The sequence below is a fragment of the Streptomyces sp. NPDC091271 genome (assembly GCF_044757505.1).
Lineage (GTDB): Bacteria > Actinomycetota > Actinomycetes > Streptomycetales > Streptomycetaceae > Streptomyces.
Genome location: NZ_JBIVVD010000010.1, coordinates 173,992 through 193,104, shown reverse-complemented (window position 1 = coordinate 193,104; position 19,113 = coordinate 173,992). Strand labels below are relative to the sequence as shown.

General features: G+C 69.7%; 16 protein-coding genes. 12 read left to right on the top strand and 4 right to left on the bottom strand.

Annotated elements, in window-relative coordinates; genetic code table 11:
• Positions 1-95 precede the first annotated feature (95 nt).
• From ACIQM3_RS34815 to ACIQM3_RS34795, 5 genes are all read left to right on the top strand, one after another.
• Entirely contained in the window at positions 96-830 is a 735-nt protein-coding gene (locus tag ACIQM3_RS34815; protein ID WP_401631664.1) for an ABC transporter ATP-binding protein, read from the top strand.
• 138 nt (positions 831-968) lie between these two features.
• Positions 969-3,512, top strand: a complete 2,544-nt coding sequence (locus ACIQM3_RS34810) for an ATP-binding protein (protein ID WP_401631662.1) — start codon at positions 969-971, stop codon at positions 3,510-3,512.
• A 55-nt stretch (positions 3,513-3,567) separates the two neighbouring features.
• Entirely contained in the window at positions 3,568-4,275 is a 708-nt protein-coding gene (locus ACIQM3_RS34805) for a response regulator (protein ID WP_401631659.1), read from the top strand.
• A gap of 70 nt (positions 4,276-4,345) precedes the next feature.
• The gene (locus ACIQM3_RS34800; RefSeq protein WP_401631656.1) at positions 4,346-4,762 is read left to right on the top strand and encodes an OB-fold nucleic acid binding domain-containing protein; all 417 of its coding nucleotides are present in this window, start codon (positions 4,346-4,348) and stop codon (positions 4,760-4,762) included.
• A 3-nt stretch (positions 4,763-4,765) separates the two neighbouring features.
• Positions 4,766-5,611 carry a DUF3159 domain-containing protein gene (locus tag ACIQM3_RS34795; RefSeq protein WP_401631654.1) on the top strand — a complete coding sequence of 282 codons (846 nt, stop codon included), beginning with the start codon at positions 4,766-4,768 and terminating at the stop codon, positions 5,609-5,611.
• 118 nt (positions 5,612-5,729) lie between these two features.
• Here ACIQM3_RS34795 and ACIQM3_RS34790 read toward each other — a convergent pair whose 3' ends face one another.
• Together ACIQM3_RS34790 and ACIQM3_RS34785 are read right to left on the bottom strand one after the other, a co-directional pair.
• Positions 5,730-6,407 (bottom strand): potassium channel family protein, encoded by a 678-nt coding sequence (locus ACIQM3_RS34790; protein ID WP_401631651.1) that lies wholly within the window; start codon positions 6,405-6,407, stop codon positions 5,730-5,732.
• Entirely contained in the window at positions 6,407-7,075 is a 669-nt protein-coding gene (locus tag ACIQM3_RS34785) for a TrkA family potassium uptake protein (protein ID WP_014153600.1), read from the bottom strand. The genes ACIQM3_RS34790 and ACIQM3_RS34785 overlap by 1 nt, the downstream gene beginning before the upstream one ends.
• Positions 7,076-7,441: 366 nt before the next feature.
• Between ACIQM3_RS34785 and ACIQM3_RS34780 the strand changes: the two genes are divergently transcribed.
• The 3 genes from ACIQM3_RS34780 to ACIQM3_RS34770 all read left to right on the top strand — a co-directional run bounded on the left by ACIQM3_RS34780 (position 7,442) and on the right by ACIQM3_RS34770 (position 11,524).
• Entirely contained in the window at positions 7,442-9,490 is a 2,049-nt protein-coding gene (locus ACIQM3_RS34780) for an APC family permease (RefSeq protein ID WP_401631648.1), read from the top strand.
• A gap of 111 nt (positions 9,491-9,601) precedes the next feature.
• The gene (locus ACIQM3_RS34775; RefSeq protein WP_401631645.1) at positions 9,602-10,975 is read left to right on the top strand and encodes a class I SAM-dependent RNA methyltransferase; all 1,374 of its coding nucleotides are present in this window, start codon (positions 9,602-9,604) and stop codon (positions 10,973-10,975) included.
• A gap of 285 nt (positions 10,976-11,260) precedes the next feature.
• Positions 11,261-11,524: a hypothetical protein gene (locus tag ACIQM3_RS34770; protein WP_401631643.1), complete on the top strand. Its 264-nt coding sequence runs from the start codon at positions 11,261-11,263 to the stop codon at positions 11,522-11,524.
• A gap of 222 nt (positions 11,525-11,746) precedes the next feature.
• Here the strand turns inward: ACIQM3_RS34770 and ACIQM3_RS34765 are convergent, their stop codons facing one another.
• The gene (locus ACIQM3_RS34765) at positions 11,747-13,180 is read right to left on the bottom strand and encodes an endo-1,4-beta-xylanase (RefSeq protein ID WP_401631640.1); all 1,434 of its coding nucleotides are present in this window, start codon (positions 13,178-13,180) and stop codon (positions 11,747-11,749) included.
• A 564-nt stretch (positions 13,181-13,744) separates the two neighbouring features.
• On the opposite strand from ACIQM3_RS34765, the gene ACIQM3_RS34760 reads away from it, so the two are divergent.
• On the top strand, positions 13,745-15,211 hold the full coding sequence (locus ACIQM3_RS34760) for a non-reducing end alpha-L-arabinofuranosidase family hydrolase (RefSeq protein WP_401631637.1): 1,467 nt from the start codon (positions 13,745-13,747) through the stop codon (positions 15,209-15,211).
• A 317-nt stretch (positions 15,212-15,528) separates the two neighbouring features.
• On the opposite strand, the gene ACIQM3_RS34755 is transcribed toward ACIQM3_RS34760, so the two are convergent.
• Positions 15,529-16,515, bottom strand: coding sequence for an alpha/beta fold hydrolase (locus ACIQM3_RS34755; protein WP_401631635.1), 987 nt, complete (start codon positions 16,513-16,515; stop codon positions 15,529-15,531).
• A 181-nt stretch (positions 16,516-16,696) separates the two neighbouring features.
• Between ACIQM3_RS34755 and ACIQM3_RS34750 the strand changes: the two genes are divergently transcribed.
• The 3 genes from ACIQM3_RS34750 to ACIQM3_RS34740 all read left to right on the top strand — a co-directional run bounded on the left by ACIQM3_RS34750 (position 16,697) and on the right by ACIQM3_RS34740 (position 18,837).
• A complete protein-coding gene (locus ACIQM3_RS34750) occupies positions 16,697-17,266 on the top strand; it encodes a helix-turn-helix domain-containing protein (protein WP_401631897.1) in 570 nt (189 codons plus the stop codon).
• 190 nt (positions 17,267-17,456) lie between these two features.
• Entirely contained in the window at positions 17,457-18,155 is a 699-nt protein-coding gene (locus ACIQM3_RS34745) for an alpha/beta fold hydrolase (RefSeq protein ID WP_401631632.1), read from the top strand.
• A complete protein-coding gene (locus ACIQM3_RS34740) occupies positions 18,121-18,837 on the top strand; it encodes a type 1 glutamine amidotransferase domain-containing protein (protein WP_401631630.1) in 717 nt (238 codons plus the stop codon). The genes ACIQM3_RS34745 and ACIQM3_RS34740 overlap by 35 nt, the downstream gene beginning before the upstream one ends.
• The last annotated feature ends 276 nt before the right edge of the window (positions 18,838-19,113 follow it).

The following is a 19,113-nucleotide window of genomic DNA, read 5'->3' as shown; positions in this document are numbered from 1 at the left end:
CGGCCTTTCCATTGCCTCACCGGCTACCCCGTGCACATACTGGCGGCTGCCTGAGGAGAGCGGCACGCACGGCGGCGTACGCACGGGGGAGAGCGATGACACGGAGCACCGACGGACAGACCGGCACGGCCCTGGCCGAGAGCCCGGCCGACGGCCCCATGGTGAGGGTCGAGGACCTGCACCGCTCGTACGGGACCGGCGCTGCCGCCGTGCACGCACTGCGGGGAGTCTCCTTCGAGATCCCGCGCGGAGAGCTCGTCGCGCTCAAGGGCCGCTCGGGATCGGGCAAGACCACCCTGCTCAACCTCGTCGGCGGGCTCGACACACCGGACAGCGGCCGCATCACCGTCGGCGGCACAGACCTCTCCGGGCTCGGGGAGGACGGGCTGCTGGAGCTTCGCCGGGACAGGATCGGCTTCATCTTCCAGTCGTTCGGCCTGATCCCCATCCTGACCGCGGCGGAGAACGTCGGCGTGCCCATGCGCCTGCGCAGGACCGATCCGCACGAGCGCGAGGAACGCGTGGCGCTGCTGCTCTCCCTGGTGGGCCTCGGCGACCACGCCCAGCAGCGCCCCGGAGAGCTCTCCGGCGGCCAGCAGCAGCGTGTGGCCATCGCCCGCGCGCTCGCCAACCGGCCCGCCCTCCTGATCGCCGACGAGCCCACCGGGCAGCTCGACGCGGAGACCGGACTCGCGGTCATGCAGCTGCTGCGGGCCGTCGTGCGCAGCGAGGGCGTCACCGTCCTGGTCGCAACCCACGACCCGCAGCTGCTCGGCTTCGCCGACCGGGTCCTGGAGCTCGGCGACGGGCACATCGTCGAGCACGTCTGACCTGCTGAGCCGCGTCAGAATCCCGTCAATACGGACCCCCGGCGCACCCCTCCGGCCCTTGTGCGAGGAATTCCCGGGGTAGCTTCGAATCCGGCTCCCCGTATCGGCGGTGGCCGGTTCAGGGAAGACAATGGGGCCATGGGACGCGGCAAGCTACGGATCTATCTGGGTGCGGCACCCGGCGTCGGCAAGACCTACGCGATGCTGTCCGAAGCCCATCGGCGGGTGGAGCGGGGCACGGACTGCGTCGTCGCGTTCATCGAGCACCACGACCGTCCGCGCACCGAGGTGCTGCTGCACGGCCTGGAGCAGATCCGGCGCCGTGACATCGAGTACCGCTCCGCCGTCTTCGCCGAGATGGACGTCGACGCCGTCCTGGAACGGGCCCCGGCGGTCGCCCTCGTGGACGAGCTCGCCCACACCAACGTGCCCGGCTCCCGCAACGCCAAGCGCTGGCAGGACGTCGAGGAACTCCTCAAGGCCGGCATCGACGTGGTGTCCACCGTCAACATCCAGCACCTGGAGTCCCTCGGCGACGTCGTGGAGTCGATAACCGGGGTGCGGCAGCAGGAGACCATCCCCGACGAGGTCGCCCGGCGCGCCGATCAGATCGAGCTTGTCGACATGTCGCCCCAGGCGCTGCGCCGGCGTATGGCCCACGGCAACATCTACCAGTCGGACAAGGTCGACGCCGCCCTGTCCAACTACTTCCGCCCCGGCAACCTCACCGCCCTGCGCGAGCTCGCCCTCCTCTGGGTCGCGGACCGGGTCGACGAGTACCTCCAGCAGTACCGCGGCGAACACGACATCAGCGCCCCCTGGCAGGCCCGCGAGCGCATCGTCGTCGGACTGACCGGCGGACCGGAGGGCCGTACGCTCATCCGCCGCGCCTCCCGGATGGCCGCGAAGGGCTCCGGGAGCGAGATCCTCGCGGTGTACATCGCCCGCAGCGACGGACTGACCTCCGCCTCGCCCAAGGAACTCGCAGTCCAGCGCACCCTCGTGGAGGACCTCGGGGGCACCTTCCACCACGTCATCGGCGACGACATACCCTCGGCGCTCCTCGCGTTCGCCCGGGGCGTCAACGCCACCCAGATCGTCCTCGGCTCCAGCCGCCGCAAGACCTGGCAGTACATCTACGGCCCCGGGGTCGGCGCCACCGTCGCCCGCGAGTCCGGCCCCGACCTCGACGTGCACATCGTCACGCACGAGGAGGTCGCCAAGGGGCGCGGGCTGCCGATCGCGCGCGGGGCCCGCCTCAGCCGCACCCGGATCGTCTCGGGCTGGCTCGCCGGCGTCGGCGGACCGGCCCTCCTGACCCTGCTCCTGCACGGAATGGAGAACGGGCCGGGGCTCGCCAACGATGTCCTGCTCTTCCTCTTCCTGACCGTCGCCGCCGCGCTGCTCGGGGGCCTGGCCCCCGCGCTCGCCTCCGCCGCGGCGGGCTCCCTGCTCCTGAACTACTGGTTCACACCGCCCACCCACACCCTGACCGTCCAGGACCCCGAGAACTTCGTCGCCATCGTGATCTTCTTCGCGGTGGCGGTAGCGGTCGCCTCCGTGGTCGACCTGGCGGCCCGGCGCACCCACCAGGCCGCACGGCTGCGCGCCGAGTCGGAGATCCTCTCCACGCTCGCCGGCAGCGTCCTGCGGGGCGAGACGGCCCTGGACGCGCTGCTCGACCGGGTCCGCGAGACCTTCGGCATGGAATCCGTCGCCCTCCTGGAGCGGCAGAGCGACGTCGAGCCCTGGACCTGCGCCGGATCCGTCGGGCCCGCGCCGGTGGCCCGGCCGGACGACGCGGACGTGGACATGCCCGTCGGCGACCACATGGCGCTGGCGCTCTCCGGCCGCGTGCTGCCCGCGGAGGACCGCCGGGTCCTCGGCGCATTCGCCGCGCAGGCCGCCGTGGTGCTCGACCGGCAGCGCCTGGTGGGAGAGGCGGAGGCCGCCAGACGGCTCGCCGAGGGCAACCGGATCAGGACCGCGCTGCTCGCCGCCGTCAGCCACGACCTGCGTACCCCGCTGGCCGCCATCAAGGCCGCGGTGAGCTCCCTGCGCTCCGATGACGTCTCCTGGTCCGACGCGGACGAGGCGGAGCTCCTCGCGGCCATCGAGGACGGCGCCGACCGCCTGGACCACCTGGTCGGCAACCTGCTCGACATGTCGCGCCTGCAGACCGGCACGGTTACCCCGCTGATCCGCGAGCTCGACCTCGACGAGGTCGTCCCGATGGCCCTCGGCGGCGTACCCGAGGGCAGCGTCGACCTGGACATCCCCGAGACGCTGCCCATGGTCGCCGTGGACCCCGGGCTGCTGGAGCGGGCGGTCGCCAACATCGTGGAGAACGCCGTCAAGTACAGCCCCGGCAGGGAACGCGTCACCGTCGCCGCCAGCGCCCTGGGCGAACGCGTCGAGCTGAGGGTGGCCGACCGCGGCCGCGGAGTCCCGGACGAGGCCAAGGAACGCATATTCGAGCCGTTCCAGCGGTACGGTGACGCCCCGCGCGGTGCCGGGGTCGGCCTCGGGCTCGCCGTCGCCCGCGGTTTTGTGGAGTCGATGGGCGGCACGCTGGACGCCGAGGACACCCCGGGCGGCGGTCTCACCATGGTCCTCACGCTCACGGCCGCGCCGGGGCAGGTGCGGGCAGGACCCGGCGCGCCCGTGCGCGTCGCCTCGTGAGATCCCCGGGGCACACCCCCGCCCCGTACACGTTTTCAGGAAAGGCAGGTCCGCGATGACCCGGGTGCTCGTGGTCGACGACGAGCCGCAGATCGTGCGCGCCCTCGTGATCAATCTGAAGGCGCGCAGGTACGAGGTGGACGCGGCGCCCGACGGGGCGACCGCCCTCCAGCTCGCGGCGGCACGGCACCCCGACGTCGTCGTCCTCGACCTCGGGCTGCCGGACATGGACGGCGTCGAGGTGATCAGGGGCCTCCGCGGCTGGACCCGGGTGCCGATCCTCGTGCTCTCCGCACGGCACACCTCCGACGAGAAGGTCGAGGCGCTGGACGCCGGTGCCGACGACTACGTCACCAAGCCGTTCGGCATGGACGAGCTGCTGGCCCGTCTGCGCGCGGCCGTACGCCGGGCGGAACCGGTCGGCCAGGACGTCGGCGACGACCTGGTGCTCGTCGAGACCGAGGGGTTCACCGTCGACCTGTCGGCGAAGAAGGTGCACCGCGAGGGCCGCGACGTGCGGCTTACGCCCACCGAGTGGCACCTGCTGGAGGTCCTCGTCCGCAACGCCGGGCGACTCGTCAGCCAGAAGCAGCTGCTCCAGGAGGTCTGGGGGCCCTCGTACGGGACCGAGACCAACTATCTGCGGGTCTACATGGCGCAGCTGCGCCGCAAGCTGGAGGCGGATCCCTCGCACCCCAGGCACTTCGTGACCGAGCCCGGCATGGGCTACCGCTTCGAGCGGGGACGGTCCGTTCCGGAGTGAGCGGCCTCACTCGTTCGGGTGGCATCTGTCCCCGCCCGCCCGGACCACAGGAGACCGGTACCCTTCGGGTATGAGCGCTGTTCCCCGATCCGAGAAGTCAGGCGGGACCCCGAGGCCGTCCGGCCGCTTCCGCCGCATGCTCGACCGGCTGTCCAGCTCCCAGGAGGACCTGGAGTCCGAGGAGCTGCGGGAGGACACGCACGCTTCGGGCTGCACGCGCATTTCCGAGTGCTCGGACCGTCAGATCGTCAAGGTCACTGGTACCTTGCGGACGGTCACCCTGCGTCCGCGTGCCGGAGTGCCCGCCCTGGAGGCGGAGCTCTTCGACGGCACGGCGCCGCTCGACGTGGTCTGGCTGGGCCGGCGTTCCATCGTCGGCATCGAGCCGGGCCGCAAGCTCATCGCTTCGGGCCGCGTAGCCATGAGCCACGGCCGCCGGGTGCTGTTCAATCCCAAATACGAACTCCGACCGCTCGGCAAGGAGTAGCCGGTGACGTCTCTCGACAAGCCGACGTCCGAAACGGACCAGCCCCACCGCACCGACCAGCAGGACGCCGACGCGAAGGCGGTCACGGAAGCCGCGCTCTTCGAGGCCTTCGGCGGCGTGCGCGGCATGGTGGAGACAGTCCTGCCGGGGCTGCTCTTCGTCACGATCTTCACCATCAACAAGGACCTGACGGCCTCGGCGGTCGCCGCGCTGGCCGTCTCGTTGCTCCTCGTCGTCGTACGGCTGCTCCGCAAGGACACCGTCAAGCACGCCTTCAGCGGCGTCTTCGGCGTGGCCTTCGGTGTGCTCTTCGCGAAGATGACGGGCAACGCCAAGGACTTCTACCTGCCGGGCATGATCTACACGCTCGGACTCGCCCTCGCGTACCTCGTCACGACGATCGCCGGGGTTCCGCTGATCGGGCTGATCCTCGGCCCGGTCTTCAAGGAGAACCTCTCCTGGCGCACCAGGAACCCCGGCCGTAAGAAGGCGTACGCCAAGGCGAGTTACGCCTGGGGGCTGATCCTGCTCGCCAAGTGCGCGATCCTCTTCCCGCTGTACTGGTGGGCCGACACCGCTCAGCTCGGATGGGTGCTGGTCGCGCTCAAGATCCCGCCGTTCCTGCTCGCCGTGTATCTGACCTGGGTCTTCCTCGCCAAGGCGCCGCCGCCCATCGACGTCTTCGCGGAGATGGAGGCGGAGGAGCGGGCGGAGAAGGACCGCAAGGCCCGCAAGGCGGTCGAGGACAGCCTGGCCCCCGGGTTCGCACAGGCCGAACAGGACCTGACCACGGGCTTCGCCGGCCCGGAGCGCGACGCCGGTCCCGCCAGGCACCGCCGTACGGACTGAGTCCGGGCGGGCCGGGGCTTCCTCCGCCGCCCACGGGAAGGGGCCCGGACCCGTACGTCATCGACGTACGGTCCGGGCCCCTTCAGCGTGCTCGGGCACGCCCCGCCTCAGCCCCGCCTCAGTCCTCGGTGGGCTCGCGGCGGACCGACAGCAGGTCCTCGAGCTGCTCCTCGCGGGCCTGGGCGGCCACGAACAGCAGCTCGTCACCGGCCTCCAGGGTCTCCTCGGGGCTCGGCGTCAGCACACGGGTGCCACGGATGATCGTGACGAGCGAGGTGTCCTCGGGCCAGGCCACAGCGCTCACCCGGATGCCGGCCAGCGCCGACTCCGGGGGCAGTGTCAGCTCGACCAGGTTGGCGTCGCCGTGGCTGAAGCGCAGCAGCCGGACGAGATCGCCGACGCTCACCGCCTCCTCGACCAGGGCGGACATCAGACGCGGAGTGGAGACCGCGACATCGACGCCCCAGGACTCGTTGAACAGCCACTCGTTCTTCGGGTTGTTCACGCGGGCCACGACCCGCGGGACGCCGTACTCGGTCTTCGCGAGCAGTGAGACGACAAGGTTGACCTTGTCGTCACCCGTCGAGGCGATCACGACGTTGCAGCGCTGCAGCGCCGCCTCGTCGAGCGACGTGATCTCGCAGGCGTCCGCGAGGAGCCACTCGGCCATCGGGACGCGCTCCACCGAGATGGCGGTCGGCGCCTTGTCGATCAGCAGCACCTCGTGCCCGTTCTCCAGGAGCTCGGCCGCGATGGAACGGCCCACCGCACCGGCCCCGGCAATCGCGACGCGCATCAGTGACCGCCCTCCTCGGGACCTTCGGCAAAGGCCTCCTCGACCTTCGCGATCTCGTCCGTACGCATCATCACGTGGACCAGGTCGCCCTCCTGCAGAACCGTCTGCGACGTCGGCAGTATGGCCTCACCCAACCGGGTGAGGAAGGCGACGCGGACGCCCGTCTCCTCCTGCAGTGTGCTGATCTTGTGCCCGATCCAGGACGGTGTGGTGTGCACCTCCGCGAGCTGCACACCGCCGCTCGGGTCGCGCCACAGCGGCTCGGCGCCCGACGGCAGCAGCCGCCGCAGCATCTGATCCGCCGTCCAGCGGACCGTTGCGACCGTGGGGATACCCAGACGCTGATAGACCTCGGCACGCCGCGGGTCGTAGATGCGCGCCGCGACGTTCTCGATGCCGAACATCTCGCGGGCCACCCGGGCGGCGATGATGTTGGAGTTGTCGCCGCTGCTGACGGCCGCGAACGCTCCGGCCTCCTCGATCCCGGCCTCGCGCAGGGTGTCCTGGTCGAAGCCGACCCCGCTGACCCGCCTGCCGCCGAAGCCGGAACCGAGCCGGCGGAACGCCGTGGGGTCCTGGTCGATCACGGCGACCGTGTGCCCCTGCTGCTCCAGGGTCTGCGCGAGAGCGGCTCCGACGCGCCCGCAGCCCATGATGACGATGTGCACCTTGCGCCTACCCCGCCGTCCTGGTCGTCCGGATGACCTGCGAAAACACCCTGCTCACACTTCTCTCTCAGCTTGCGGGGCAAACAATGGGGCAACCACCTTCGGCGTTGCCCTTGGATGAGCTTATGCGGCGGCGCCCGGACCGCCTCATCCGAGTGTGCGTATCCCGCGGGCCGATGAGCAAAGGGAGGCGAGCCGCTGGGCGGGAGGGGGAGCCACCGAGGGCCACGACCGGCCCGCACCGCAAGGATTTCGTTAAGGATTCCATGGACTTTTCCGGTGAGGGCGGGTAATTATGAAGGTTTTCCGGGTGCGGAGGGGGTGGTGCTTCGGCGGCGTGTCCCGGCAGCGCTTACGATCCTCACCGTGTCCAAACTGACCGACGTGCCCAAACGGATCCTGATCGGCCGGGCGCTGCGCAGCGACAAGCTGGGGGAGACGCTCCTCCCCAAGCGCATCGCGCTCCCCGTCTTCGCATCCGACCCGCTGTCCTCCGTTGCGTACGCACCTGGAGAAGTCCTCCTCGTGCTGTCCATCGCGGGCGTGTCGGCATACCACTTCAGCCCGTGGATCGCCGTCGCGGTCGTGGTCCTGATGTTCACGGTCGTCGCCTCGTACCGGCAGAACGTCCGCGCGTACCCGAGCGGGGGAGGCGACTACGAGGTCGCCAACACCAACCTCGGCCCCAAGGCCGGTCTGACCGTCGCCAGCGCCCTCCTCGTGGACTACGTCCTCACCGTCGCCGTGTCGATCTCCTCGGGCGTGGAGAACCTCGGCTCCGCCATCCCCTTCGTCATCGAGCACAAGACGTTCTGCGCCATCGGCGCCATCGTGCTGCTGACGCTGATGAACCTCCGGGGCGTCAAGGAGTCGGGCAAGCTCTTCGCCATCCCGACCTACCTGTTCGTGGCCGGGGTCTTCGTGATGATCCTCTGGGGCGCGATCCGGGGGCTGGCCCTCGGCGACACCATGCACGCGCCCACCTCCGACTACGAGATCAAGCCCGAGCACCAGGGCCTCGCCGGCTTCGCCCTCGTCTTCCTGCTCCTGCGCGCCTTCTCCTCCGGATGCGCGGCCCTCACCGGCGTCGAGGCGATCAGCAACGGCGTCCCCGCCTTCCGCAAGCCGAAGAGCAAGAACGCCGCGACCACCCTCGCGGCGATGGGCCTGCTGGCCGTCACCATGTTCTGCGGCATCATCGGCCTGGCCATGGCCACCGACGTGAAGATGGCGGAGAACCCGGCGAAGGACCTGATCCACAACGGCGTCGCTGTCGGCGCGGGCTTCACCCAGGACCCGGTCATCTCCCAGGTCGCCGCGGCGGTCTTCGGCGACGGGACGTTCTTCTTCGTCTTCCTCGCGGCGGCCACCGCCCTCGTGCTCTTCCTCGCCGCGAACACCGCGTACAACGGCTTCCCGCTCCTCGGCTCGATCCTCGCCCAGGACCGCTACCTGCCCCGCCAGCTGCACACCCGCGGTGACCGGCTCGCCTTCTCCAACGGCATCGTCCTGCTCGCCGGGGCCGCGATCCTGCTCGTCTGGATCTACGGGGCCGACTCGACCCGGCTGATCCAGCTCTACATCGTCGGTGTCTTCGTCTCCTTCACGCTCAGCCAGACCGGCATGGTTCGGCACTGGAACCGCCATCTGCGTACCGAGAAGGACCCGGCCGCGCGCCGGCACATGGTCCGCTCCCGGGCGATCAACACCTTCGGCGCGTTCTTCACCGGACTGGTCCTGGTCGTCGTCCTGGCCACCAAGTTCACCCACGGCGCCTGGGTCGCGCTGCTCGGCATGGTGATCTTCTTCGGCACGATGACCGCGATCCGCAAGCACTACGACCGGGTCGCCGAGGAGATCGCCGCGTCCGACACCCCGTCCGACGACACCGTGAGGCCTTCGCGGGTCCACTCGATCGTCCTGGTCTCCAAGCTCCACCGGCCCACGCTGCGCGCACTCGCGTACGCCAAGCTGGTGCGCTCGGACCAGCTGGAGGCGCTGTCCATCAGCGTCGACCCGGACGAGACGAAGGCGCTCAGGAACGACTGGGAGCGGCGTGGCATCGACATCCCGCTGAAGATCCTCGACTCGCCCTACCGAGAGGTGACCCGGCCGGTCATCGACTACGTCAAGAGCCTGCGCAAGGACCGCCCGCGTGACGTCATCAGCGTCTACATCCCCGAGTACGTGGTCGGCCACTGGTACGAGCACCTGCTGCACAACCAGAGCGCGCTGCGGCTCAAGGGCAGGCTCCTCTTCACGCCGGGCGTGATGGTGACCTCGGTGCCCTACCAGCTGGAGTCCTCCGAGGCCGCGAAGGTGCGTGCCAGGAGGCGTGCGGACTGGATCGCACCCGGATCGGTACGTCGCGGCCCCGTGGAGCGGCGTCACAAGGATCCGAGCCAGAAGGGCTGACTCCACGCTCCGCCTGTGGTAAGCGGCCGGCTTCCGCCCACGTAGACTGGTGGGCTGTTGTCCGGCCGTTTCGCCGTTTTCCTTTTTCCTGACCTCTGGAGCCACCCCCTCATGCAGAACGAATCGACGTCGTCGCAGGCCGGGGAGTCACAGGCCGGGGAGTCACAGGCAGGGGAGGATCTGATCGGTCGGGAGTACGAGGTCGAGGTCGGCCCCGTCGCCCACGGCGGCCACTGCATCGCCCGTACGTCCGAGGGCCAGGTGCTCTTCGTGCGCCACACCCTCCCCGGCGAGAAGGTCGTCGCCCGGGTCACCGAGGGCGGGAGCGACTCCCGTTTCCTGCGCGCCGACGCGGTCACGGTCATCGAGGCCTCCAAGGACCGGGTCGAGGCCCCCTGTCCGTACGCCGGGCCCGGCAAGTGCGGCGGCTGCGACTGGCAGCACGCCAAGCCCGGCGCCCAGCGCCGCCTCAAGGGCGAAGTGATCGCCGAGCAGCTCCAGCGCCTCGCGGGCCTCACGCCCGAGGAGGCCGGCTGGGACGGCACGGTCATGCCGGCCGAGGGCGACAAGCTCCCGCCGGGCGAGGTCCCCGCGTGGCGCACCCGCGTGCAGTACGCCGTCGACGCGGACGGCCTGGTCGGACTGCGCAAGCACCGCTCGCACGAGGTCCAGCCGATCGACCACTGCCTGATCGCCGCTCCTGGCGTCTCCGAGCTCGGCATCGAGAAGCAGGACTGGCCACAGATGGCCACGGTGGAGGCCATCTCCGCCACGGGCTCCCACGACCGCCAGGTCATCCTGACCCCCCGCGAGGGCGGCCGCCTCCCGCTCGTCGAGCTCGACAAGCCCGTCTCCGTGCTCCGCGTCGACGAGAAGGACGGCGGCGTCCACCGCGTCCACGGCCGCGCCTTCGTCCGCGAGCGCGCCGACGACCGTACGTACCGCGTCGGCTCGGGCGGCTTCTGGCAGGTGCACCCGCAGGCGGCCGACACGCTGGTCCGCGCGGTCATGCAGGGCCTGCTGCCGCGCAAGAACGACATGGCGCTGGACCTCTACTGCGGCGTCGGCCTGTTCGCCGGCGCCATCGGCCAGCGCATCGGCGAGAAGGGCGCGGTGCTGGGCATCGAGTCCGGCAAGCGCGCCGTCGAGGACGCCCGGCACAACCTGAAGGACCTGGACCGGGTCCGCATCGAACACGGCAAGGTCGACCAGGTGCTGCCGCGCACGGGCATCACGGAATGCGACCTGATCGTCCTGGACCCGCCGCGCGCGGGCGCGGGCAAGGCCACGGTCAAGCACCTGGCGTCGCTGGGCGCGCGCAAGATCGCGTACGTGGCGTGCGACCCGGCGGCGCTGGCGCGGGACATCGCGTACTTCCGGGACGGGGGGTACAAGGTGCGGACGCTGCGGGCGTTCGACCTGTTCCCGATGACGTCGCACGTTGAGTGCGTGGCGATTCTGGAGCCTGCGGACAAGGGCGTCTGACCTGCTGTTTTGTGGTTCGGGTAGGTCACTCGACCTGTTTTCCTCCGTGGAGCGGGTCGAGTGCCGGACTTGGCCCTCGACCCCTCCTGAACTGCGAATTCATCAAAGAGTCGCTTGCGTCGGCGACGCCTTCAAGGTCCCCAGTTCCCTGGCCGGCGCCGACCTCCTCGGAACCACCCTGCAGCGCAACCCGACAACATTCCCCGGGCCCCGCGCGAGTACGGCCAGAGGCTGCGGCCCTTCATCGCGACCCCGGCAACACCTCGGCCGCAAGGACGGACTGCCGTGTTCGTCCTCCAGACCCTCCGGGACATCACCGTTCGCAGCCTCATCCAGAAGCTGACCAGCAACCCGGCCGGCAGGCGCGTGATGAAGACCGCTCGCCGCGGACTGGGTGAAGATCCACACGATGGCGAGGCAGTGCACCTGCCGCAGCACGTCTCCCTGCTCCACGAACCCGTCGGGCGCGGCAGCACGAAGCAGACCACCGAAAACCTCGACGCGGTGACCCGCCCAGCGCACCTCTCGACGCACGGACCTCGATCCTGACGATCAGCGGAGACCTGGACGACCAGCAGATCTCCGGCGCCACGGACACCGCATCGGTCCAGCTCAGGGGTGTAGGCCGAGCGTCCTACCTACCGTCGCCGCCTCGGCGGACCCCGGATCAACTGCGGCGACCCGGGACCGTCAACGATGTCTTCCTGGAGGGAGGGAGAAACCGCACCGCAGGCCGTCATCGGTTCGCCCCTTCGTCTGTGGCAGGTCCCGTCAGGTCAGGGCCCAGCGCTGGTTGCTGCCGTTCGAGCAGGAGTAAAGCTGGATCTGGGTGCCGTTGGCGGTGCCAGTCCCGACGGCGTCGAGGCAGAGGCCGGACTGGACGCCGACGATGGATCCGTCTGAGTTGACGCGCCACTTCTGGTTGTCGCCGCCCCAGCAGCTGTAGATCTGGACCTTGCTGCCGTTGCTCGTGCCGGCGGCGTCCAGGCATTTGTCGCCGTAGACCCGGAGCTCACCCGAGTCGGTGGCCACCCACTGCTGGTTGGTGCTGCTGCCGCAGTCCCACAGCTGGAGCTGGGTGCCGTCGTTGGTGCCGGCGTTGGGCACATCCAGACAGCGGCTCGAACCGACGCCCTTGATCTGTCCGGAACCCGCCGGGGGCTCAGTTGTGTCGCCGGCATTGAGTGCGTTGAGGACGGCGGAGTAGGCGGCTTTCTTGCTGCCGTCGTTGTTGAACAGCAGCGGTGTGTGCTCCGCTCGCCAGGAGTCGCTGTCGCGCACACCCCATACGGTGACGCCGAGGCAGCGCTCGACGGCCAGGCAGTCGTTGGTCACATTGGCGTAGGTCGTGGGCGAGGCGCCCTGGATGTCCAGCTCGGTGACGGCCACGTCGACGCCGAGGGCGGCGAAGTTCTGCAGCGTGGTGCGGAAGTTGCTGTTGTAGGGGCTGCCGCTGTTGAAGTGCGACTGGAAGCCGACGCAGTCGATCGGTACGCCGCGCTGCTTGAAGTCCCGGACCATGGAGTACATGGCCTGGGTCTTGGCCCAGGTCCAGTCCTCGACGTTGTAGTCGTTGTAGCAGAGTTTGGCGGACGGGTCGGCGGCGCGCGCGGTGCGGAAGGCGAGCTCGATCCAGTCGTTGCCGCTGCGCTGCAGGTTGGAGTCGCGCCGGGCGCCCGAACTTCCGTCGGCGAAGGCCTCGTTCACGACGTCCCACTGGACGATCTTGCCCTTGTAGTGGGCCATCACGCCGTTGATGTGGCCGATCATCGCCTGGCGCAGATCGTTGCCACTGAGGCTCTGCATCCAGCTGGGCTGCTGGGAGTGCCAGGCCAGGGTGTGGCCACGCACCTCCTTGCCGTTTTGCACCGCCCAGTTGTAGACGCGGTCGGCGGAGCTGAAGTTGAACTGGCCCCGCTGCGGTTCGGTGGCGTCGATCTTCATCTCGTTCTCGGCCGTCACCATGTTGAACTCACGGTTGGCGATCGACGTGTACGCCGCGTCGCCCAACTTGCCCGAGGCGATGGCGGTGCCGAAGTACCGGCCGCTCTGCGCCGCCGCGGCGCCCAGCGTGCTCTCGGCGGCGTGCGCTCCTGGTGACGCGACCAGCGCGGCGGACGTACCGAGGACGCCGACGACCAGCGCCAACAGCAGGCTGCGAGTTTTCCGGCGGACAACGGGTCTGGGAAGGGCGTAGGAGCCCATGGCTGTGCCTCCAAGGTGGAAATCACGGAAGGACTGATGCGGTGCGCGGATCTGCCGTGCAGCGCAGAATGCCGAGGCCGACGTTCGGTATCTCGGACCGCGGCCAGTTCCTCAGACAGGGATGATTGAGGCATCGGTGAGGGGCCGTCAATACTCCCAGCAGAAGAAGTTTCGATTGGCTATCCGAAACTTTCCGACACCCTGGTTATTCGGAATGCAGCCCCGGCGCCGCCGTCGGCGGACGTCGTCGGGCCCCGGTCGGGGCGAGTGCGTGGACGCTTCTTGCTCGTCCTTCCTTCTCCGCGCATGCGCCTTGGGCTGGCGAATTCTATTCGCGCACTCGGGAGAGGGCTGGTCGGCGTGATCGCGTGTCAGGCCCCAAGGGGAGGTGCTGTTTGTGGGCAGATCAGTGGCAAGCCTTGACCGGAGAACCGCGCATCCCTAGCTTGTGGCGTCAAAGCATCCGGGAATCCTCGAAACTTTCGAAACCGCCCCGGACCCACGGCACTTCCGCTCCGCTGTTCATCAGGGTCACCTCAACCCAGCCCCTAGGAGGCGCAGCTCATGTGGTATCGCCACTCGTCCCCGGCCCGGCCCAGACGCCTGCTCGCGGTCCTTGCACCCTTGTTGCTCGTGGCCACCTTCCTCGGCGCCCAGCCCGCCGAGGCGGCGACCGTGGACCCCAACGCCTCGTACGTGCTGGTCAATCGCAACAGCGGCAAGGCCCTGGACGTCTACAACTTGGCGACCGCCGACGGTGCCCGCATCACTCAGTGGACCAGGAACGATCAGAGCCAGCAGCAGTGGCAGTTCGTCGATTCCGGGGGCGGCTACTACCGCATCAAGTCCCGCCACTCGGGCAAGGTGCTGGACGTCTACAACTGGTCCACCGCGAACGGCGGATCGATCGTCCAGTGGGGCGACCTGAACGCCGCCAACCAGCAATGGCGACTGGCCGACAGCTCGGATGGCTACGTTAGGTTCATGTCGCGCCACAGCGGCAAGGCCCTCGAGGTGCAAGGCGCCTCCACCGCAGACAACGCGAACACCGTCCAGTACGACGACTGGAACGGCACCAACCAGCAGTGGCAGCTCGTCAAGGTCGGCGGCGGCGACCCCGGCCCGTGCGATCTTCCGGGGACATACCGCTGGACATCATCGGGCCCGTTGGCGCAGCCCAAGCCGGGGTGGGTCTCGTTGAAGGACTTCACCGTCGTCCCCTACGAGGGCAAACAGCTCGTCTATGCGACGACCCACGACACGGGGACGAGTTGGGGTTCGATGAACTTCGGCCTGTTGTCCGATTGGTCGGAGATGGCCTCGGCCGGCCAGAACGCGATGTCAGCTTCCACTGTCGCGCCTACGCTCTTCTACTTCGCGCCGAAGGGTATCTGGGTGCTCGCCTACCAGTGGGGCGGGTCCGCCTTCTCCTACCGGACGTCGAGCGATCCCACCAACCCGAACGGCTGGTCATCCCCGCAGGTCCTCTTCTCCGGAAGCATCCCCGACTCCGGAACAGGACCCATCGACCAGACGCTCATCGGTGACGAAACGAGCATGTACCTGTTCTTCGCGGGCGACAACGGCAAGATCTACCGGGCCAGTATGCCGATCGGGAACTTTCCGGGCAGCTTCGGCGCGACCTCGACAGTGATCATGAGCGATACGACGAACAACCTGTTCGAAGCCCCGCAGGTCTACAAGATGCAGGGCCAGAACCGCTACCTCATGATCGTCGAGGCGATCGGCTCGCAGGGCCGCTACTTCCGCTCGTTCACGGCAACCAGTCTGAACGGCGCGTGGACACCCCAGGCCGCGACCGAGAACAACCCCTTCGCCGGCAAGGCCAACAGCGGCGCCGCCTGGACCAACGACATCAGCCACGGCGAACTGATCCGCTCAAGCCCCGACCAGACCATGACCGTCGATCCCTGCAATCTGCAGTTGCTCTACCAGGGGCGCAGCCCCGACTCCGGCGGCGACTACGGCCTCCTGCCCTACCGTCCTGGTCTGCTGACACTGCAGCGCTGACGACGTGACACATGTCCGGCTCCGATACGGGGCCGTCGCGGGGGGCTCGGTGGAAGGCCGAGCCCGCCCGGTCTACCAACGACGTCAGCGCGCGTACGGCGCCGGCGCGCGGAGATGGTTGACGCCTGCCCCTACCAGCCCGACCGATTCGCCGACGCCGTCCGATACTCCCTCACCGTCGCACAGGCCATGTCCCCGACCGGGAGCTGAAGGTGAACGGCGTACGCGTACGGGCGCAACCGGTTCGGCGTGCATCGACGAGAAGAGATCTGCCATGACATCTCAGGCAGACCGTCCGGGTGCCCGGCGTGGCCGGTTCAGCCCTGGAGGGTGGTGAGCCAGTCGGTCAGCATGCGGTTGACCTCGGCGGGGCGTTCCTGCTGGATCCAGTGGCCGCAGCCTTCCAGCAGGTGGGAGGCGAACAGAGCGGGGAGAGTGGTGGGGTAGGCGTCGATGGCGTCGGCCATCCAGGTGGTGGAGGCGTCGAGGGTGCCGCCGATGAACAGGGACGGCTGCTTGATCGGGGCTCCGCGGTGAGGGGCGAGGTCTTCCCAGTCGCGGTCCATGTTGCGGTAGCGGTTGAGGGCGCCGGTCAGGCCGGTGCGCTCGAACTCCGCGGCGTAGACGTCCAGGTCGTCCTCGCTCAGCCAGGCGGGAAGCCTGCCCGCGGGGAAGCGGTCGCGCAGCCGGCCGCCGTGGGTGACGAAGTGCGGGTCGGGGTCGCCCTGGGCGGGCATGGTGTCGGCGGACAGCGCCGCGTAGAAGCCGGCGAGCCAGCCACGGACGTCTGGCTCGATCTCCGCCTCGGCGCGGCCGGGCTCCTGGAAGTAGGAGACGTAGAACTCCTGTTCAGGGCCGCCGATCCGGCCGAAGATGTCGGTGGGGCGGGGACCACCCGGCGGCGCGTAGGGGACGCTCAGCAGGCCGACGGCGCGGAAGACTTCGGGGTGGAGCAGGGCGGAGGAGGCAGCGATGCCGGCTCCCCAGTCGTGGCCGATGACCACCGCGCTCTCCTCACCGAGGGCGCGCACCGCGGCCACGTTGTCCTGCACCAGGTCGAGCATCCGGTAGGCGTCGGTCGCGGCGGGCTTGGAGGAGCGGCCGTAGCCGCGCACATCGATCGCCACCGCCCGGTAGCCGGCGGCGGCAAGGGCCGGGAGCTGCCGGCGCCAGGAGTACCAGGACTCGGGGAAGCCGTGAACGAGCAGGACCAGCGGGCCGGTGCCCTGCTCCACCAGGTGCAGGCGCCCGGCCGGGGTCTCGACGATGCGGTGGCGGAGCTCGGTGGTCGGTTCGGGCTGCATGGCCTTCTCCTCGGTTCGCGGGTCGGACGCGGTTACCTTTCGATCATGCGGCGTGGCTGACCCCCGGCGCGATACGCATTGCCATTCTGGCAAGATCGCAGCCCAGGGCGGTTGAGCGGCAAGGCTGGGAGGAGCGGGAACGGTGGCAGGCGACGACGACCTGGACGGCACTCCGGCGGCGATGGGGCCCAGACTGCGAGCCGCGCGCGAGCAGCACGGCGCCACGCTCGCCGGTATCAGCCGGGCGACCGGCATCTCGTCGAGCACGCTGTCGCGGATCGAGACCGGTCGGCGCAAGCCCACCCTGGAGGTCGTGCTGCAGCTGGCGGAGGAGTACGGCGTCTCCCTCGACGAGCTGGCCGGTACAGCTCCCGCAGTCGCGCGCCGCAGCCCGGCGCCGCTCAACTTCGGGGACGACAAGGCGGTGCTGCCGCTCACCCGGTACGTCGGCGGCCTGCACGCCCACAAGCATGTGCTGCCCGCCGTCGAGGAATTGCCCGCGCGGCCCCGGCAGGTCTCCCACGAGGGCTACGAGTGGCTGTGCGTTCTGTACGGGCGACTGTGGCTCGCGCTCGGCGACCAGGATCTTGTCCTGGCCGCCGGGGACGTCGCCGAGTTCGACACCCGCACCCTGCACGGGGTGGCGAACGCAGGCCCCAACGAGCCGGTCGAGTATCTGATCCTGTTCGGGCCGCAGGGCGAACGGCTGCGGCCGCGGACCCCGCCGGCCACCGGCCGCGGGGCACGGTAGCGCGCGGCCTGAACTGCATTGAGTGGCGGCGTCCCTCTGAGTGGCCTCTGGCGCTGTGACCCGTAGGTCCGTCGGGCCGGGTTGGGTCGAGTCGCCGTGTTCGAGGACCGGATTCCGGCCGGAGCCCGGTGTCAGAGCCTCCCGATAGCGTGACGGCAACCAGATGCGACTCCGCTGCGGGAGAACCACCATGGACATTCTGCTCATCGGCGGCTTGTGGCTCGACGGATCCACCTGGGACAAGGTCGTGCCCGAACTCACCGCGCTCGGCCACCATCCCGTGCCGCTCACCCTCCCGGGTCAGGGCGACGGCACCGCCTCCGCGACGCTGGACGACCAGTCGCAAGCAGTGGTCGCCGCAGTGGACGCGGCGCCCGGAACGCCCTTGGTGGTAGGGCACTCCGCAGCATCGACCCCTGGCCTGACCGACGAGCGCCGCTTCGACGTACCCGCCGTGGTTGTCTGCCCCGAATTCACGCCCGCCCAGGCCGAGGAGTGGATCGCCGTTGGTGAGAGTCCTGAGCTCGCCCGCGTCACCCACCTCGAGTATGTGGACCTCGACTCCGGCCACTGGCCGATGGTCACCCGCCCCCGTGAACTCGCCCGCGTCCTCGCGAAGGCCGCCACTCCTAGCTTCCGCGGCCCCGGCGGGCGTCACGGTCTCGTGCGCCCGGGCCATGCGGTGCACGGTGCCGATCGTTCCCATCCGGAGTTCCGATGGCCCGGATCGGCAACACTGTTGGTACTCCCACGGCGTACGGGTCTAACGTCTTGGGAGTCGCCACGGTGCTGCTCGGCGACCGCCTCCGTCGCGGGAGGTGACCACGCGGCGCGAAACCCCTCCAGGAGAGCACATGGCGAAGATTCTTTTTGTGATGACCGGTGCTGACCAGCGGACGCTGGCCGACGGCGGCAAGAAGCGCACCGGTTTCTGGGCCGACGAGGCGGTCATCCCGTACGAGGCGTTCAAGGCCGCGGGCCACGAGATCACCGTGGCCACTCCGGGCGGCGTGGTGCCGCCGGTGGACCCGGCCAGTCTCAGCGCCGGGGCCAACGGCGGTGACGAGAACGCCGCCGCGGTCCGGGCCGTGGTGGAAGGCGCTGCGGAATTCGGTAGCCCGTCGGCGCTCTCCGAGGTGCGGGTGGGGGACTTCGGCGCGGTGTACGTTCCCGGCGGGCAGGGCCCGATGGAGGACCTGGCGGTAGACGCCGACTCCGGCCGCATCCTCACCCAGGCGGTGGAGACCGGACTCCCGGTCGGCGTGGTGTGCCACGGTCCGGCCGCGCTGCTGGCCGCGGTCAAGGAGGACGGGACGAACGCCTACGCCGGCTACCGGATCACCGCCTTCAGCAACACCGAGGAGCGGCTGGCCGGAAACGCCGACACAGCGAGGTGGCTGCTGCAGGACCGGCTCACCGAAGCGGGTCTGAAGGTCGAGGTGGGCGAGCCGTGGGCGCCGCACGTCCAGGTCGACCGCAACGTCGTCACCGGCCAGAACCCCGCCTCATCCGGTCCGCTCGCCGCCGAATTGCTCAAGAAACTCGCCGGTCCTGCGCCGGTGACGCCGTAAGGGCCGGGCAGCTTGTGACGCGCTGACCCTCCGGCGCGCGCGTGGCCGGCGGGCGGCTGTGCGCGTCTTCACGGGTGGGCCCGGCCGAAAGGCGGACACGCAGGGGCTGCGGAACAATGACCGGGGAGAGCCGGCAGGGGCTGCGTGCGCACGGCCCCGGGAGAGATGCCGATACGCAGGGGACACAGCCGGTGTGACCGCAGCCCGGGAGTGATCGACGAGTGAGCGGAAGCGAGCAGACTCCAGGCCCGGGCTCCGGGCGCCCGGAGGACGCCG

Coding starts and splice junctions, on each gene's coding strand:
- ACIQM3_RS34760 (WP_401631637.1), top strand. CDS start 13,745: ATGTGGTATCGCCACTCGTCCCCGGCCCGGCCCAGACGCCTGCTCGCG.
- ACIQM3_RS34740 (WP_401631630.1), top strand. CDS start 18,121: ATGGCGAAGATTCTTTTTGTGATGACCGGTGCTGACCAGCGGACGCTG.
- ACIQM3_RS34810 (WP_401631662.1), top strand. CDS start 969: ATGGGACGCGGCAAGCTACGGATCTATCTGGGTGCGGCACCCGGCGTC.
- ACIQM3_RS34775 (WP_401631645.1), top strand. CDS start 9,602: ATGCAGAACGAATCGACGTCGTCGCAGGCCGGGGAGTCACAGGCCGGG.
- ACIQM3_RS34805 (WP_401631659.1), top strand. CDS start 3,568: ATGACCCGGGTGCTCGTGGTCGACGACGAGCCGCAGATCGTGCGCGCC.
- ACIQM3_RS34815 (WP_401631664.1), top strand. CDS start 96: ATGACACGGAGCACCGACGGACAGACCGGCACGGCCCTGGCCGAGAGC.
- ACIQM3_RS34765 (WP_401631640.1), bottom strand. CDS start 13,180: ATGGGCTCCTACGCCCTTCCCAGACCCGTTGTCCGCCGGAAAACTCGC.
- ACIQM3_RS34750 (WP_401631897.1), top strand. CDS start 16,697: ATGGGGCCCAGACTGCGAGCCGCGCGCGAGCAGCACGGCGCCACGCTC.
- ACIQM3_RS34755 (WP_401631635.1), bottom strand. CDS start 16,515: ATGCAGCCCGAACCGACCACCGAGCTCCGCCACCGCATCGTCGAGACC.
- ACIQM3_RS34745 (WP_401631632.1), top strand. CDS start 17,457: ATGGACATTCTGCTCATCGGCGGCTTGTGGCTCGACGGATCCACCTGG.
- ACIQM3_RS34790 (WP_401631651.1), bottom strand. CDS start 6,407: ATGCGCGTCGCGATTGCCGGGGCCGGTGCGGTGGGCCGTTCCATCGCG.
- ACIQM3_RS34800 (WP_401631656.1), top strand. CDS start 4,346: ATGAGCGCTGTTCCCCGATCCGAGAAGTCAGGCGGGACCCCGAGGCCG.